Source organism: Streptomyces omiyaensis (assembly GCF_014650895.1).
GTDB classification, from domain to species: Bacteria; Actinomycetota; Actinomycetes; order Streptomycetales; family Streptomycetaceae; genus Streptomyces; species Streptomyces omiyaensis.
Genome location: NZ_BMVV01000003.1, coordinates 349,139 through 365,244 on the forward strand (window position 1 = coordinate 349,139; position 16,106 = coordinate 365,244).

The 16,106-nt window shown below is 75.7% G+C and carries 11 protein-coding genes; 6 read left to right on the top strand and 5 right to left on the bottom strand.

All coding sequences use genetic code 11. The annotated features are described in order from the left end of the window. Positions 1 to 12 precede the first annotated feature (12 nt). The gene (gene gatB / locus IE287_RS07155) at positions 13 to 1,524 is read left to right on the top strand and encodes an Asp-tRNA(Asn)/Glu-tRNA(Gln) amidotransferase subunit GatB (RefSeq protein ID WP_189848049.1); all 1,512 of its coding nucleotides are present in this window, start codon (positions 13 to 15) and stop codon (positions 1,522 to 1,524) included. Between the two features lie 83 nt (positions 1,525 to 1,607). Here the strand turns inward: gatB and IE287_RS07160 are convergent, their stop codons facing one another. Together IE287_RS07160 and IE287_RS07165 are read right to left on the bottom strand one after the other, a co-directional pair. Beyond that, positions 1,608 to 2,072, bottom strand: a complete 465-nt coding sequence (locus IE287_RS07160; protein ID WP_189848050.1) for a hypothetical protein — start codon at positions 2,070 to 2,072, stop codon at positions 1,608 to 1,610. Between the two features lie 140 nt (positions 2,073 to 2,212). Further along, positions 2,213 to 3,142 (bottom strand): hypothetical protein, encoded by a 930-nt coding sequence (locus IE287_RS07165; protein ID WP_189848051.1) that lies wholly within the window; start codon positions 3,140 to 3,142, stop codon positions 2,213 to 2,215. Between the two features lie 121 nt (positions 3,143 to 3,263). Between IE287_RS07165 and IE287_RS07170 the strand changes: the two genes are divergently transcribed. Beyond that, positions 3,264 to 4,274, top strand: a complete 1,011-nt coding sequence (locus IE287_RS07170) for an ArsR/SmtB family transcription factor (RefSeq protein WP_189848052.1) — start codon at positions 3,264 to 3,266, stop codon at positions 4,272 to 4,274. A 54-nt stretch (positions 4,275 to 4,328) separates the two neighbouring features. On the opposite strand, the gene IE287_RS07175 is transcribed toward IE287_RS07170, so the two are convergent. Then, positions 4,329 to 6,395, bottom strand: a complete 2,067-nt coding sequence (locus tag IE287_RS07175; protein ID WP_189848053.1) for a serine/threonine-protein kinase — start codon at positions 6,393 to 6,395, stop codon at positions 4,329 to 4,331. 795 nt (positions 6,396 to 7,190) lie between these two features. On the opposite strand from IE287_RS07175, the gene IE287_RS07180 reads away from it, so the two are divergent. The 4 genes from IE287_RS07180 (at position 7,191) to IE287_RS07195 (ending at position 13,726) form a co-directional block, all read left to right on the top strand. Then, positions 7,191 to 9,434, top strand: coding sequence for an MMPL family transporter (locus IE287_RS07180; protein ID WP_189848054.1), 2,244 nt, complete (start codon positions 7,191 to 7,193; stop codon positions 9,432 to 9,434). After that, on the top strand, positions 9,412 to 9,969 hold the full coding sequence (locus IE287_RS07185; RefSeq protein ID WP_189848055.1) for a GNAT family N-acetyltransferase: 558 nt from the start codon (positions 9,412 to 9,414) through the stop codon (positions 9,967 to 9,969). The genes IE287_RS07180 and IE287_RS07185 overlap by 23 nt, the downstream gene beginning before the upstream one ends. Before the next feature lie 486 nt (positions 9,970 to 10,455). Next, on the top strand, positions 10,456 to 10,659 hold the full coding sequence (locus IE287_RS07190) for a hypothetical protein (protein WP_189848248.1): 204 nt from the start codon (positions 10,456 to 10,458) through the stop codon (positions 10,657 to 10,659). Between the two features lie 34 nt (positions 10,660 to 10,693). After that, positions 10,694 to 13,726 (top strand): helix-turn-helix transcriptional regulator, encoded by a 3,033-nt coding sequence (locus tag IE287_RS07195; protein ID WP_189848237.1) that lies wholly within the window; start codon positions 10,694 to 10,696, stop codon positions 13,724 to 13,726. Positions 13,727 to 13,820: 94 nt separating this feature from the next. Here the strand turns inward: IE287_RS07195 and IE287_RS07200 are convergent, their stop codons facing one another. Then, complete coding sequence (locus IE287_RS07200; protein WP_189848238.1) at positions 13,821 to 14,957, bottom strand: PQQ-dependent sugar dehydrogenase; 1,137 nt, start codon at positions 14,955 to 14,957, stop codon at positions 13,821 to 13,823. A gap of 133 nt (positions 14,958 to 15,090) precedes the next feature. Continuing rightward, positions 15,091 to 16,104, bottom strand: coding sequence for an aldo/keto reductase (locus IE287_RS07205; RefSeq protein WP_189848056.1), 1,014 nt, complete (start codon positions 16,102 to 16,104; stop codon positions 15,091 to 15,093). Between the last annotated feature and the right edge of the window lie 2 nt (positions 16,105 to 16,106).

Below are 16,106 nucleotides of genomic sequence, written 5' to 3' on the forward strand. Positions count from 1 at the left end.
GAAAGTTCCACCGTGACTGTCACTGAACTGCTGTCGTACGAGGCGGCACTGGCCTCGTTCGACCCCGTCATGGGCCTGGAGGTCCATGTCGAGCTCGGCACCAAGACCAAGATGTTCTGCGGCTGCTCGACCGAGCTGGGCGCCGAGCCGAACGCGCAGACCTGCCCGACCTGTCTCGGCCTGCCCGGCGCGCTGCCGGTCGTGAACGAGATCGGCGTCGAGTCGGCCGTCAAGATCGGCCTCGCGCTGCACTGCGAGATCGCCGAGTGGTGCCGCTTCGCCCGGAAGAACTACTTCTATCCGGACATGCCGAAGAACTTCCAGACCTCCCAGTACGACGAGCCGATCGCCTTCAACGGCTACCTGGACGTCCAGCTGGAGGACGGCGAGGTCTTCCGCGTGGAGATCGAGCGCGCCCACATGGAGGAGGACACCGGCAAGTCCACCCACATCGGTGGCGCGACCGGCCGCATCCACGGCGCCTCGCACTCGCTGCTCGACTACAACCGGGCCGGCATCCCGCTCATCGAGATCGTCACCAAGCCGATCGTCGGTGCCGGCGAGCGCGCCCCCGAGGTCGCCAAGGCCTACGTGGCCGAGCTGCGCGAGGTCATCCGCTCCCTGGGCGTCTCCGAGGCGCGCATGGACCAGGGCCAGATGCGCTGCGACGTCAACCTGTCGCTGATGCCGAAGGGTTCCGAGACCTTCGGCACCCGCTCGGAGACGAAGAACGTGAACTCGCTCCGCTCGGTCGAGCGGGCGGCGCGCTTCGAGATCCAGCGCCACGCGGCGGTCCTGGAGTCCGGCGGCACGATCGTGCAGGAGACCCGTCACTTCCACGAGGACGACGGCTCCACCACCTCCGGCCGCATCAAGGACAACGCCGAGGACTACCGCTACTTCCCGGAGCCGGACCTGGTCCCCGTCGCCCCGGCCCGCGAGTGGGTCGAGGAGCTGCGCAAGGGCCTGCCCGAGCTGCCGCGCGTGCGCCGCAACCGGCTGCGCGAGGAGTGGGCCGTCTCCGAGCAGGAGATGCAGTCCATCCTCAACGCCGGCGCGGTCGACGCGATCGTCGCCACCGTCGAGGCGGGCGCCGACGCGGCCTCCGCGCGCAAGTGGTGGATGGGCGAGCTGGCCCGCAACGCCAACGAGAAGGGCGTCTCCCTGGAGGAGCTGCCCATCACGCCGGCGGACGTGGCCCGGGTCTCGGCCCTGGTCGCCGGCGGCGACCTCAACGACAAGCTGGCCCGCCAGGTCATCGAGGGCGTCCTCGCCGGCGAGGGCGCTCCGGACGAGGTCGTCGAGAAGCGCGGTCTGAAGGTCGTCTCCGACGACGGCGCGCTCGGCGCGGCCGTGGACGAGGCGATCGCGGGCAACGCGGCCATCGCCGACAAGATCCGCGGCGGCAAGGTCGCGGCGGTCGGCGCCCTGGTCGGCGCGGTCATGAAGGCCACCCGTGGCCAGGCCGACGCGGCGAAGGTCAAGGACCTCATCCTGGAGCGGCTGGGCGTCAGCGAGGGCTGATCCCCCGCCCGTACGGGAGAAGAGGGCGTGCGGCCCCGCACCGGAGCGATCCGGTGCGGGGCCTTCCCGTCTCCCGCGCTCCGTCAGAAGCAGGAGATGGAGGTCGTCGAGCGCACCCGCAGGGAGCTGGCCTCGTCGCGCTGCCCGACCTTGTTGCCGGCGACGTTGTCGGTGGAGAGGCGGTCGTAGTTCACCGCGCTTCCGGGGTTGACGCAGAAGACGAGGCCGCCGCCGTAGTTGGCGTCGTAGTAGTAGTGGCTCTCGTAGCCGCTGTTGCTGGAGTTGCTGGCCGACCAGACGTTGTCGTTGATGTTCAGCGACGTGCCGTCGAAGTAGTTGTCGGTGAAGTTGGTGTCGCTGTTGAAGAAGGCGTGGCCGGACGACTCGCCGATGCCGAGGACGAAGACGCAGTGGTAGCCCGAGGCGCAGTTCGGGCCGGCCGCTGCGGTCGAGGCGGTGGCGACGCCGCCGCCCACGAGGAGCGCGGTGGCGCCGGCGAGGGCGGCGAACCTGCGGCGGAGGCCGGACTTCGGACGGATCGTGGACATGACGGGATTCCTTTCGGACGGGGGGACACCCGCCACCGGGGCCGGTGGCGGAAGACTGGGGCGGTGCGGGGGCGTACGGCGCACGAGGCCGGGGCGTGCGGGGCCGGTGCGGGTGGGGCGCACGGGGGTTGTCGGCGGGGTCAGCCCCGGGTGCCGAGGACGGCCGCGGCCGCCTGGTCCTGGCGGGCCGACAGCCTCTTCCAGTCGGCGCCGACGTCGGGGTGCCCGTCCAGCCAGCGCCGCTGCACGGCGGCGAGCCGTTCGTACGCGGTGGCGAGGTAGCCCGTCTCGGCCTTGCAGCCCAGGTCCGCCGCGACGACCGGGCTGGTCCGCGCCTCCTCGGGCGAGCGCAGCGACTCCTGGACCTGCACCGGGTCCTGGGCCTTGATCCGGGCCCGGTCCATGCACTCCCGCCAGCGGACGGTGGCCTCCCGGAAGACGGGGTCCTTCTCCACGTCCCGGCGCGCCTCCTCCTGCGCCTCGAAGAGCAGGATCCGCACCTGGAGCCAGCGCATCCGCCCGTCCCCGAACATCCGCGTCTCCGCCTCGGCGAGGCAGCCCTCGCCCGGCCGGGAGACGCTGATCCGCACGCCCTTGGCGGTGACCCGCTTCTCCTCCCGGCCGAAGAGGGCGCGGGCGTAGGCGTCGGTGCTCTCCGGGCCGCCGGGGGCGGGCGGCGTCTCGGACGACGTCGCGGCGGCGGCCCGGCGCGGGGCCGCGGACTCGATGCCGAAGGGCTGCGGGCGCTCGTCGGCGTCCCCGGCGGCCTCGGAGGGGGGAGCGGGGGCGTAGCGGTGACCGCCCTCGGCCATGCAGGCGATCGCGAGCTTCCGCTGCGCCTCGGCGCCCGTGCGGTGGGAGGTGAAGAGCAGGGCGGTGACGGGCGGGAGCGCGTGCAGCGCGGTCAGCCGGGCCGGTTCCACCGCCGGCCGCGGCACCGGCGCCGCGGCCGGCCCGGGGCCGGCGCATCCGGCCGCCGCGACGAGGGCCGCTCCCGCGGCGAGCGCGCGGACGAGCCCTCGGGCCGCGACACGCCCGCCGCAACCGTTCCTCGCCAGGGTTCCGGGCATTTTACGATCCACCGTCCTGTGGGTGAGCCTGCTGCGCGCCGAGCGGGCGCCGGACGGATCAGAGTCTGCGAGTACAGGGGGAGTGCCGTGAACTTCGTTGCGCTGGAACGTAATCGTCCTGGTGGGAGGGGTTGAGGTGCTCCGGATCCACTTCACCGGCGACGACCTCGCCCGGGTGCGGATCGCCGCGGGGCCCGATCCGCTGTGGGAGCTGCTGATCAGCCTCAACCGCCTGCGGAGGCGGGATGCGGGGGTGCTCCTCGGGCCGTGGCTGCGCGCCTCGCTGCCCCGGGTCCCCTCCGCCACCCGGCTGCTGACCGCGCTGGCGCCGCCGACCGGCTACTCGGCGGACTTCCTGACCCCGCCGGGCGAGGGGGGCGTGGCGGAGCGGATGGAGGCGCTGCGGGCCGCGCCCCTGCGCCATGTCCTGCGGGACCTGCGGGAGTTCGCGCGGCAGAACACCACGCGCCGGCTGCCGTCCTGGTCCCGGGAGCTGGCGGAGGGCGGGCCCGAGGGGATCGGCCGGGTGGCCGACGCGGCGCAGGTCTCCTTCGACGCGCTGCTCGCCCCCTTCTGGGAGCGGATCCGGGCGCAGGTGGGCCAGGACCGGTCCCGGCGCTCGGCGGTGCTGGCGGAGGGCGGTGTGGGCGCGGTGCTCCGTACGCTCCATCCGTCGGCGCGGTGGGACCACCCGGTCCTCCGGCTCGACTTCCCGGTCGACCAGGACCTGCACCTGAGGGGGCGCGGTCTGCTGCTCCAGCCGTCGTTCTTCAGCCGCTACGCGCCGACGACGCTGGCCGATCCGACGCTGCCCCCGGTCCTCGTCCATCCGATCGAGCACGACGTCCACTGGGCGGCCCCGGAGGCCCGGACGACCGACGGGCGGGCGCTCGCGGCGCTGCTCGGCCCCACCCGGGCGGCGCTGCTGACCGCGCTGGCGGACGGCATCGCGACGACGGGCCAGCTCGCCCGCCGCGCGGGCACCACGCCGTCCAACGCGAGCCGGCACATCACGGCCCTGCGGGAGGCGGCGCTCGTCTCCAGCCTGCGCCACCGCAACGCGACGCTGCACACGGTCACCGAGCTCGGCCTCGCGCTCCTGGAGGGCGGCGGCCCCCGGCCCGGCCCCTGACGCGCGAAGGGCCCCGCACCGGAAGCGGTGCGGGGCCCTTCCTCCGTGCCGGGCTCAGCGCCTGAGCATCGGGGCGGCGATGACCACGTACGCCTCCTGCGAGTAGCTGCACGTGTCCTCGACGCGGATGCGCAGGCGCAGGGCGCCCTTGACCGAGATGGTCTTGGTGACCGGCTTGCCGAGCGACACGGCCTGGGCGAAGGGGGCGGCCTGGTCGTCGACGGAGATCGAGATCCGGGCCTCCTCGGTCGGGGAGTCGTCGTCGATGCCGGCGGTGAACTCCAGCGTCCCCCACGCCCGGCCGAGGTTGAACTCCATGTACGACTCGTTGGAGCAGCCGGCCACGAAGGCGGAGCCGTAGTCCTTCGCGTTGAGCGTGGCGGCGGAGGTGACCCGGAAGCCGTCGAGGCCGTCGATGGGCGTGAGGGTGGTCAGGTCGGCCTCCTTGCTCTCGGGCACGGAGCCGGGGTCGATCGACGGGCTCGCGCCGGTGTCGCCGCTGCCGCTCGGTTCGACGCCGGGCTCCTCCGTCGGCTCCTGGGTGGTGGGCTCCTCCGTCGGCTCCTCGGTGGTCGGTTCCCCGGTGGGGGTCGTGGTGGTCTCCTGCGCCGAGGCGGTGGTGGTGGTCGGGCCGGCCTGCGTGTTCTTGCCGGTGTCCGCGTCCCGGTCGCCGAGGAGCCGGATGCCGGCCACCGCGAGGACGGCGACCAGCAGGACGCCGGCGACGGCGCCGATCAGCGGGCCCTTGCGGCGCCCGGACCTCTCGGACCGCTGCGGAGGCCGGGGGCCGGCCGGTTCGCCGGGGGCGCCGACGGCGGGCATCCCGGCCGTCGCCGGTCCGTGGCCGCCGTAACCCGGCGCGCCGCCGGGCCCGCCGTACGGGGGGAAGCCGCCGGCCGGCGGGCCGTACGGGCCCTGCCCCGCGCCGTGCCCGGCCGGGACCGGGGTCGGCGCGCCGAAGCCGGCCGGGGGCGGGCCGGCGGGCGGCTGCGCGGCCGGGGCGGGCGCGGACGGCTCCGGGGGCGCGGGGGCGGGCTCCGGCGCGGCCGTCGGCGCGGGGCCCGGGTCCGGTGCCGCGTCCCGGGGCGCGGAGTCCTGGGGCGCGGCGGCCGGCGGCGCCGCGGGCGGGGGTCCGGCCGGCGGGGTCACCGGGAGCGGCGGCACGGCGGGCGCGTCGGCCGGGCGGGGCGGGACCGCGTCCTGGGGGCCGGCCGGGCGCGAGGTGGTCGTGGTGGAGACCACCCCGTGCCGGACCTCCTTCACCCAGGACGAGAGCGACAGCGGGCGCCGGTCGGCGTCGGCCGCCGCGATGGCCAGCACCCGCCTGCGCTGCTCCTCCGGCAGTCCGGCGATCTGCGGCACGCCGGCGAAGGCGGCCGCGAGCTGCTCGGGGGCGGCCGGCGGGGACTGGCCGCTCAGCAGGAAGTAGGCGATGGCCCCGAAGGCGTACCGGTCGGTCGCCGGGGTCCGCTTCCCCTCGAAGATCTCCGGCGCCGCGTAGCCGGGGGTGAACCACACCTCGGCCGTCTGGTGGTCGGCGGTCAGCTTGCTGAGGCCGAAGTCGACGAGGGTGGCCTGGCCGTGCTCGTCGACCATCACGTTGCCCGGCGAGAGGTCGCCGTGGACGACGATCCGGCCGGACGGCGTGGCCTTGCCCGAGTGCAGCCAGTTGAGGACGTCCGCGAGCTGTTCGAGCGTCCGCATGACCTCGCGCCGCTCGGCGGGGGTGGCCAGGGTCCGCTCGGCGCGCCAGTCGCGCAGGTCGAGGCCGTCGACGTGGTTCATCACCAGGACGAGGGCCCGGCCGGTGAGGGTGCCGGACTCGCCGGGCGCGTGGATGGGCGCGCCCTGGAAGTGCTCGCGGACGCCGACGACGCCGGGGCGGCTGACGAAGCGGAGCAGCTCGGCCTGTTCGTTCCACTTGCGGCTGACCCGCTCGAAGAGCTCGGGAGTGATCGTCGTCCTGGAGTCGAGGACCTTGACGACGACGGGCTCGGTGCCGCCCGCGAGCTCGATCTCGGCGAGGTAGAGCACCGCTTCGCCGCCGCGCCCGATGGAGCGGAGCAGCCGGTAGCGGTCCGGTGCCGAATCGGGTCCGATGTGGTGTGCCGACTTGCTCAACTTTCCCCCAAGGCACAGTGAATGACAGGAAGTCAGCTTGCCGTTCGGCCGCCCCCGGGGTCAACGCGCGGACGATTGCGGCCGGGTAACCGTCCGTGCGCGCCGCCCGGCCCCTTTCCGGGGTCCGTACGGGACGGGGCCCGGGTGTGGCCGGAAAGAGCCGTTCGGATCGACGGTTTCCGGCGGGTCCTCCGCTCGCGCGCCCCCGGCGGGCCTCCCCGGCGCCCCCGGCCCGCCCTGCCGTCCCCGTCGCCCCCGCGGTCGCGCCGGGCCGGGGACGGCGCGCCACGGCGCGCCGGCCTCCGGGGCGGGGGAGCGGAGCGTCCCCGTCGCGGGCGGCCGGTACCGCTTCGCGATCACCGGCCCCGACGGCTCCCGGCGCGCGTGCGGGGCCCCGTCGCGGGCGGCGCCGGGCCGGCCTCCCGGACCGCCCACCACGACCGTCACCCGGGCCTCGCCGTCCGGTGGAGGGGGCCGGCGCCGCGCGATCGCGGCCGGGCCGCGGTCGCGCCGTCGTCCGCTCCGCCGCCGACGCGCACGGCCGGTACCGCCCGGAGGTCACCGCCCCCGGCGGCTTCCGGCGCCGGCCCGTGGGCCGCATCGGGAACGGCCGCCCGGGCGTCTGCGGCCGAACCGGCCCGGGACCGTCGTCCCCGGGACCCTCGTCCGCGGGGCCCGGGACCTCGGTCCCGAGCTTCGCGGACCCCCTGTGAGGATCGCCACGAAAGGGACAAACGATCACGTTTGGCTGCGACAGTGGGCCGCGAGCACCGATCCAGGCAGGGAGCACGTCCTTTGGCAGCCATCGCACGGTGGTTCATCCGGCACCGCCTCGTCGCCGTCCTCCTGTGGGTTCTCGCCCTCGTCGGGGCCGGTGGCGCCGCCGTCCTCGCCGGCAGCGCGTACTCCAACGACTACGAGGTGCCCGGCACCGAGTCGGGACGCGCCACCGCCCTCCTCGACCGCGGCTTCCACGGCCTCGGCGGCGACACCGACACCATCGTCTGGCACACCGAGCGCGGCAGCGTCCGGGCCGACGCCGTCCAGGACCGCGTCGCCCCCATGCTGGAGAAGGTCGCGGACCTCCCCGGCGTCGCCGCCGTCGCCTCCCCGTACGGGGACGGCGCCGCGCACGGCCGGGTCAGCGAGGACGGGCGCACCGCCTACGCCACCGTCACCTTCCGCGACCAGGCCGACGACATCCCCGTCGAACGGGCCCAGGCCCTCGTCGACACCGCGAAGGCCGCCGGTGCCGACGGGCTCCAGGTGGAACTCGGCGGCAGCGCCGTCGCCCTCACCGAGGCCCCCGGCGGACACCTCGCCGAGGCGGTCGGCGTCGCCGTCGCCGCCGTCGTGCTCTTCCTCGCCTTCGGCTCCCTCGCCGCCTCCCTGCTGCCCATCGCGACCGCCCTGGTCAGCGTCGGCATCGCCTACTCCGGGATCGTGCTCCTCGGGCACCTGATGACGGTCGCCGACTTCGCCCCGATGCTCGGCATGCTCATCGGCCTCGGCGTCGGCATCGACTACGCGCTCTTCATCGTCACCCGGCACCGCAAGGGCCTGAAGCGCGGCCTGGGCGTCGCCGAGGCCGCCGAGACCGCGGTCGCGACCACCGGCAGGGCCGTCGTCTTCGCCGGCGCCACCGTCTGCATCGCCCTCCTCGGCATGCTCATCCTCCGGCTGAGCTTCCTCAACGGCGTCGCCCTCGCGGCCTCCCTCACCGTCGTCCTCACCGTCGCCGCCTCCGTCACGCTGCTGCCCGCGCTGCTCTCCCTCATCGGCATGCGCGCCCTCTCCCGGCGCGAGCGGCGGGTGCTCGCCGAGCGCGGCCCGCAGCCCGAGCTGCCCACCGGCTTCGCCGCCCGGTGGTCCGCCTTCGTCGAGCGCCACCCCAAGCTCCTCGGCGCCGTCGCCGCCGTCGTCATGACGGTCCTCGCGCTGCCCACGCTCTCGCTCCACCTCGGCACCTCCGACCAGGGCAACAACCCCGCCTCCGCCACCACCCGGCAGGCCTACGACCTCCTCGCCGACGGCTTCGGCCCCGGGGTCAACGGCCCCCTCACCCTCGTCGCCGGCCTCGACGGCGCCGACGACCGGATCGCCCTCGACCGGCTCCCGGACGCGCTCGCCGCCACCCAGGGCGTCGCCTCGGTCTCCCCGGTCACCTACAACGGCTCCGGCGACACCGCCTTCCTCACCGTCGTCCCCGACTCCTCCCCGCAGTCCAAGGCCACCAGCGACCTCGTCGACCGGCTGCGCCAGGACGTCGTCCCGGCCGCGGAGAGCGGGACCTCCCTCGACGTCCACGTCGGCGGCATCACCGCCTCGTACGACGACTTCGCCGAGATCATCGTCGGCAAGCTGCCGCTCTTCGTCGGCGTCGTCGTCGCCCTCGGCTGCCTGCTCCTGCTGCTGGCCTTCCGCTCCCTCGGCATCCCGCTCAAGGCCGCCGTCATGAACATCGCCGCCGTCGCCGCCGCCTTCGGCATCGTCGTCGCGATCTTCCAGTGGGGCTGGGGCGCCGAACTCCTCGGCCTCGGGAGCGCCGGACCGATCGAGCCCTTCCTCCCCGTGATCATGGTCTCGGTCCTCTTCGGCCTCTCCATGGACTACCAGGTCTTCCTGGTCAGCCGGATGTACGAGGAGTGGCTGGAGACCGGCGACAACCGGCGGGCGGTCCGGGTCGGCCTCGCCGAGACCAGCCGCGTGATCAACTCCGCGGCGGTCATCATGATCTCCGTCTTCCTCGCCTTCGTCCTCTCCGGCGATCGGGTCATCGCGATGTTCGGCATCGCCCTCGCCGCCGCCGTGGCCCTCGACGCCTTCGTCCTGCGCACCCTCCTCGTCCCCGCCCTCATGCACATGCTCGGCGGGGCCAACTGGTGGCTGCCCCGGAGCCTCGACCGGATCCTGCCCAGGATCAGCATCGAACCCCCCGAGTGCCGCGACGCCGCGGACGCCCGTGCGAAGATCCCGGGACAGCGCGTGACGGCACCGGCCACGGAGGAGAACGAGGATGTTCGCGACATCGCTGGGTGACGACGGTGCCGAGCTGCGGCCCCTGGAGCCCTGGCAGGCGGAGGAGTTCCTCGCCCACATGGACCGCGGCCGGGAGTTCGTCGGCACCCACATCGGCCTCGCCGACGCCGTCCACGACCTCGACTCCGCCCGCGCCTTCCTCCGCGGCTACGCCGACAGGACCGCGCACGACACCGGACGGCTCTACGGCATCTGGAGCGACGGCACCCTCGTCGGCGGCGTCATGTTCCGCACCATGGACGTGGCCGCCGGCAACGCCGAGGTCGGCTGCTGGCTGGAGCCCGCCGCCGCCGGCCGCGGGCTGATCACCCGCGCCTGCCGGACCCTCATCGACTGGGCCGTCGACCGGCGCGGCATCCACCGCCTCGAATGGTTCGTCTCCTCGGAGAACCTGCCGAGCATCGCCGTCGCCCGCCGCCTCGGCATGACCAGGGAGGGCGTCCTGCGCGAGCACCACACCCACCGCGGCACCCGCGTCGACACCGAGATCTGGGCCGTCCTCGCCCCCGACTGGCGCGCCGCCCGGCCCGTCTGACCCCTCTCCGCCGGACCCCGCGCCCACCCGTCCCGGCCGCCCCATCGCGCCCGGCCGACCCGCCCGTCTCCGCCGACCTGCCGCGCTTGGCGGACCCGCCCGTCCCGGCCGACCCATCGCGCCCGGCCGACCGGCCAGGCCTGCGCCCGCCCGCCTTGCCTGCCCGGCCCGCGTCCGCCCTTGCCCGGCCGTAGGGGCCTGCGTGCGCCCGCCCGGCCTGCGTGCGCCCGCCCGTGTCTGCCCGGCCCGCCCGGCCGCGTAGGGTCCTGCCGGTGCCCGCCCGGACTGCGCCCGCCCGTGCCCGGCCCGTCCGGGTGTAGGGGCCGCAGGGGCCGCAGGGGCCGTAAGGCCCGTACCGGACAGGCCCGACGACGGCCTAAGGCACTCCTCGGCCCTCCCTAAGGCCCCCCGCGTCCCGAACATGCGGCACTCGCCCGATGCCCCCGCACCGGCTGGGCGGGGAAGGTGGAGGCATCGCAAGGAGCGATGCCGACACCGCAGCCCAGGGAGCACCCCATGTACGCCTACGAACTCCACCGCGCCGCCCACGCCGAGCTCGTCCGCGAGGCCGCCGCCCAGCGCCTCGGCCGCGAGGCCGCCCGCGCCGCCAAGGCCGCCCGCCGGGCCGGCCGCCATGAACACGAGGGGCGGGTGGGCACCGGCAAGGACCGCTTCGCCCAGGTCGCGTGACCCCCGTATGGGCGAACCGCAGGACGCCTGTGCGATGCTCGGCGCCGTGGAGACCAGGTCCGTCAGCCCCGTCTTCGTCGGCCGCGCCGGCGAACTCACCGCCCTCGCCGAGGCGCTCTCCCGCGCGACAGCGGGAGAGCCCCAGGCCCTTCTCGTCGGCGGTGAGGCCGGGGTCGGCAAGACCCGGCTCGTCGAGGAGTTCCGCGACGCCGCCTGCGCCACCGGCGCCGTGGTCGCCCTCGGCGGCTGCGTGGAGCTCGGTGCCGACGGACTCCCCTTCGCCCCCTTCTCCGCCGCCCTGCGCACCCTGCGCCGCCTCCTCCCCGAGGAGCTCACCGCCGCCGCCGACGGGCACGAGGGCGAGCTCGCCCGGCTCCTCCCCGAGCTCGGCGACCCCGGCGGCTCCGACGCCGGCGACGAGGACGCCACCGCCCGCCTCTTCGAGCTGACCGTCCGCCTCCTGGAGCGGCTCGCCGCGGACCGGACCCTCGTCCTCGTCCTGGAGGACCTCCACTGGGCCGACACCTCCACCCGCCACCTCCTCACCTACCTGCTGCGCACCCTGCGCCGCGGCCGGATCGTGGTCGTCGCCACCTACCGGGCCGACGACATCCACCGCCGCCACCCGCTGCGCCCCCTCCTCGCCGAACTCGACCGGATGCGCACCATCCGCCGCATCGAGCTCGCCCGCTTCACCCGCACCGAGGTGCACCGCCAGCTCACCGGCATCCTGGCCGCCGAACCCGCCCCCGGCCTCGTCGACGAGATCTTCGACCGCTCCGACGGCAACGCCTTCTTCGTCGAGGAACTCGTCGCCTCCCACACCTGCGGCGTCGCCGCCGCACCCCTCAGCGACTCCCTCCGCGACCTCCTCCTGGTCCGCGTCGAGACCCTCCCCGAGGACGCCCAGCGGGCCGCCCGGATCGTCGCCGAGGGCGGCTCCACCGTCGAGCACGGCCTGCTCGCCGCCGTCTCCGGCCTCTCCGAGGACGACCTCATCGAGGCCCTGCGCGCCGCCGTCGGCGCCAACATCCTCCTCGCCGTCCCCGACGGCGACGGCTACCGCTTCCGCCACTCCCTGGTCCGCGAGGCCGTCAGCGACGACCTGCTGCCCGGCGAGCGCTCCCGCCTCAACCGGCGCTACGCCCAGGCCCTGGAGGCCGACCCCGGCCTCGTCCGCCCCGAGGAGCGGGCCACCCGCCTGGCCACGTACTGGTACCACGCCCACGACCCGGCCAAGGCCCTCCCCGCCGTCCTCGACGCCTCGGTGGCCACCCGCAAGCGCCACGCCTACGCCGAACAGCTGCGCCTCCTCGAACGGGCGATGGAGCTCTGGGACGAGGCCCCCGCCGAGGTCCGGGCCGGCCTGCGCCCCCTGGACTACGCCGACTCCTACCCGCCCTGCGGCTGCGACCCCGAGACCACCCCGCTGCGCCAGCTCGACCTGCTCGCCGAGGCCGCCGTCGCCGCCCGGCTCTGCGGCGAACGCGAACGCGCCCTCAAGATCGGCAAGATGGCCCTCCGTCTCCTCGACGGCGACGACGAGCACGACCCGCTGCGCGCCGCCTGGTTCTGGACCGAGCAGTCCCGGCTCCAGTCCAACCTCGGCCGGGGCGACGGCTGGGCGGAGATCTCCCGCGCCCAGGAGCTCGTCAAGGGTCTGCCGCCCTCCGCCGTCCACGCCACCGTCCTCGCCGGCGCCGCCGGCTGGGGCATGCTCCGCAAGCCCGGTCCCGACTCCCTCGCCGCCGCCGAGCGCGCCGTCGAGTACGCCCGCCTGGTCAAGGCCGAGGCGACCGAACTCAACGCCCGGCTCACCCTCGGCACCATCATGGTCGCCGCCGGCGACCGCGAGGCGGGCCTCGCCGAGATGCACGCGGTCCGCGAACGGACCACCGCCCTCGGCCAGTTCCACGAAGCTGCCCGCGCCCACATCAACCTCGTCTCCGCCCTGGAGTCCCTCGGCCGCTCCGCCGAGGCCGTCGAGCTCGCCGACTCCGGCATCGCCCTCGCGCTCGCCCGCGGCCTGGTCGAGTCCACCGGCTGGATCCGCGGCAACAGGGCCGAGTCCCTCCACTCCCTCGGCCGCTGGGACGAGTCCCGCGCCGAGGCCGAACGCCTCCTCTCCTCCGCCACCAGCACCAAGCCCCGCGCCTCCGCCCACCTCCGGCTCGCCCAGATCGCCGTCGCCCGCGGCGAGACCGCCACGGCGGCCCGCCACCTGGACGAGGCCCGCGCCGTCTACGGCACCCGCGACCCCATCCCGCAGTACACCCTCCCGCTGGCCGGCATCGACGCCGCCGCGGCCGCCGCCGAAGGCCGCCTCGCCGACGTCCGCACCCTGGTCGCCAGCGCCGCCGAGGCGGGGTTCCCGCCCGGCACCCACCGCTACGGCTGGCCCCTCGTCCTCACCGCCGTCACCGCCGAGGCCGACAGCAGGGGCCTCCCCGCCGCCGAGGAGGGCCGCGCCGAGGCCCTGGCCGCCGTCCGCCGCTGCGTCCGCGCCCTCGCCGCCCCCGCGCCCGTCTGGGCCGCCCACGCGTCCCAGGTCGCCGAGGAGCTCGCCCGCGCCGAGGGGCGCGAGACCGCCGCCCGCTGGGCCGAGGCCGTCGAGGCCTGGACCCCGCTCGACCAGCCCTACCCGCTGGCCCGCGCCCGCCACCGGCTCGCCGACGCCCTCCTCACCGAGGGAGGCCGGCGCGAGGAGGCCACGGCCCTGCTCCGGCAGGTCCACGCCACCGCCGTCGCCCTCGGCGCCCGCCCGCTCCGCGAGGACGTCGAGCTGCTCGCCGCCCGCGCCCGGATCCCCCTCGCGGCCGACCCCGCCGCCGACGCCCCGGAACCGGAGTCCGAGGCCGACGCCTTCGGTCTGACCCCCCGCGAGCAGGACGTCCTGCACCTGGTCGCGGCCGGCCGGACCAACCGGCAGATCGCCGAGGAGCTGTTCATCTCACCGAAGACCGCCAGCGTCCACGTCTCCAACATCCTCGCCAAGCTGGGCGTCTCCGGCCGAGGCGAGGCCGCCGCGCTCGCCCACCGCCTCCACCTCCTCGACACCCCCCGCTGACCCGCTCAGCCCCGCCCCGCCGCCCTCCGCCCCCGGCCGGGCGGCCGGCGGCGCGCGGGGCCCTGCGGGGCCGCGCCGGGACCGCCTGGGGCCGTCATCTCACGTCGAGACGCAGGATCCGGTCGTCCCCGGGCTCCGGCGTGCCCCGGGTGTCGGTCTCGCTCGTCACCAGCCACAGCCGGCCGGCCCCGTCCGCGAGGACCGTCCGCAGCCGCCCGTGCTCCCCGGTCAGGAAGGCCTCCGGCTCCCCGGAGCGCTCCGCGCCCGCCAGCGGGATCCGCCACAGCCGCTCGCCGCGCAGCCCCGCCATCCACACCGCGCCCCGGGCGTGGGCGATCCCGCTCGGCGACGCCTCCGAGGTCGGCCACTGCGCCACCGGGTCCACGAACCCCGCGGCGCCGGCCCGGCCCTCGACCTCCGGCCATCCGTAGTTCCGCCCCGGCTCGACCAGGTTCAGCTCGTCCCAGGTGTTCTGCCCGAACTCGGCCGCCCAGAGCCGCCCTTCGTCGTCCCAGGCGATGCCCTGCACGTTCCGGTGCCCGGACGAGTAGACGACCGAGCCGGGGTAGGGATTGCCCGGCGCCGGCTTCCCCTCCGGGGTCATCCGCAGGATCTTCCCGCCCAGCGACTCCCGGTCCTGCGCCAGCCCCGTCCGCCCGGTCTCGCCCGTCCCCGCGTACAGCATCCCGTCCGGGCCGAAGGCGATCCGCCCGCCGTTGTGCACCACGCCCTTGGGGATGCCGGTGAGCACCGGCTCCGGCGCCCCCAGCCGGTCGCCCTCCCCGCCCCCGTACCGCATCCGGACGATCCGGTTGTCCGACTCCGCGGTCAGATAGGCGTAGACCCACCCCTCGCGCACGGCGAGGCCCATCAGCCCGCCCTCGCCGCCCGGCACCACGCCCGGCACCTCGCCCAGCGGGGTCTTCGTCCCGCTGCGCCCGTCCACCCGGGTCACCGTCCGCTCGTCGCGCGAGGAGACCAGCAGATCGCCGCCCGGCAGCGCGGCGAGCCCCCACGGCGAGCGCAGCCCCTCGGTCAGCGTCCCGGCCACCGTCACCCGCCCGTCGCCGGCCGGGCGCGCGGCCCCGGAGGAGGCGGGGGCGCTCGACGCGGACCCCGGCGCCGGCGGCGGGGTGCCCCGCGCCCCGGTGTCGGCGCCCGAGGAGCAGCCCACCGCGAACACCAGCGCGGCGGCGCTTCCCCAGGCCTTCAGAACAGCAGGACGGCTCATGATCCGGTCCCTTCGACGGTACGAGTGTGCGAGCGGCATCCCTTCCTCCTTTGATACACCGCTCGCCCCGATCGCGTTCCCGCCTCCGGCGGTCTTTCCCGCTCCCGCCCCCGATCCCCGCCGCCACCGCGGCTCAGGACCGCGGATACTCCCAGGACTCGCGCGCCGCGGGCAGCGCCGCGAGCTCCGCCAGGTCGCCGGCGGTGAGCCGCAGCCCCGCCGCCCCGGCGTTCTCCACCGCCCACCGCTCCCGCTTCGTCCCCGGCACCGGCACCACGTGCCGGCCCTGCGCGAGCACCCACGCCAGCGCCACCTGCGCGGCGGTCACCTCGGCGCCGTGCCGTGCCGCGACCCGCCGCAGCCCGGCCACCAGCGGCTGGTTCGCCGCCATCATCTCCGCCGTGAAACGCGGGTGCCGGGCCCGCGGGTCGTCCGGCTCGAAACCGCCGCCCGGCGTCAGCGTCCCGGTCAGGAAACCGCTGCCCAGCGGCATCGCCGCGAGCATGCCGATCCCGCGCGCCACGCACCAGGGCAGCAGCCGCGCGAGCGCCTCCGGCGCCCACACCGACAGCTCGGCCTGGACCGCCGCCACCGGGAACACCTGCTGCACCCGTTCCAGCTGACGGATCGTTCCCTCGTACAGATCACCGGTCCGCGAACGCCGGGTCCGCCGCACCCCGACCGCGCTGAGTCCCAGGGCCCGCACCTTCCCCGCCGCCACCAGCCCCGCCATCGCGCCCCAGGTCTCCTCCACCGGGACCTCCGGATCGGCGCGGTGCAGCAGGTAGAGGTCGAGCACGTCCGTCTGGAGCCGCCGCAGCGAGGAGTCGCAGGCCCGGCGGACGTACTCCGGGCGCCCGTTGGCCACCACGTGCCCGTCGCCGACGAGCAGCCCGCACTTCGTCGAGACGAAGATCTCCGCCCGACGCTCCTTCAGCACCCGTCCCAGCAGCAGCTCGTTGGTGAACGGCCCGTACATGTCGGCGGTGTCGAGCAGGCTCACCCCCGCGTCCAGCGCCGCGTGCACGGCCCGCAGCGAGCGGTCCCCCCGCTGCTCCGAACGGCCGTAGGCCCAGCTCATCGGCATGCAGCCGAGGCCGACGGCCCCCACGCCGAGCGCCGTCGCCCCGATAGTCCTGCGCTCCACGT

Bases quoted from the DNA above. Each gene is read 5' to 3' on its own strand.
- IE287_RS07160 (WP_189848050.1), bottom strand. From the start codon at position 2,072: ATGTCCACGATCCGTCCGAAGTCCGGCCTCCGCCGCAGGTTCGCCGCC.
- IE287_RS07165 (WP_189848051.1), bottom strand. From the start codon at position 3,142: ATGCCCGGAACCCTGGCGAGGAACGGTTGCGGCGGGCGTGTCGCGGCC.
- IE287_RS07185 (WP_189848055.1), top strand. From the start codon at position 9,412: ATGTTCGCGACATCGCTGGGTGACGACGGTGCCGAGCTGCGGCCCCTG.
- IE287_RS07190 (WP_189848248.1), top strand. From the start codon at position 10,456: ATGCCGACACCGCAGCCCAGGGAGCACCCCATGTACGCCTACGAACTC.
- IE287_RS07195 (WP_189848237.1), top strand. From the start codon at position 10,694: ATGCTCGGCGCCGTGGAGACCAGGTCCGTCAGCCCCGTCTTCGTCGGC.
- IE287_RS07200 (WP_189848238.1), bottom strand. From the start codon at position 14,957: ATGAGCCGTCCTGCTGTTCTGAAGGCCTGGGGAAGCGCCGCCGCGCTG.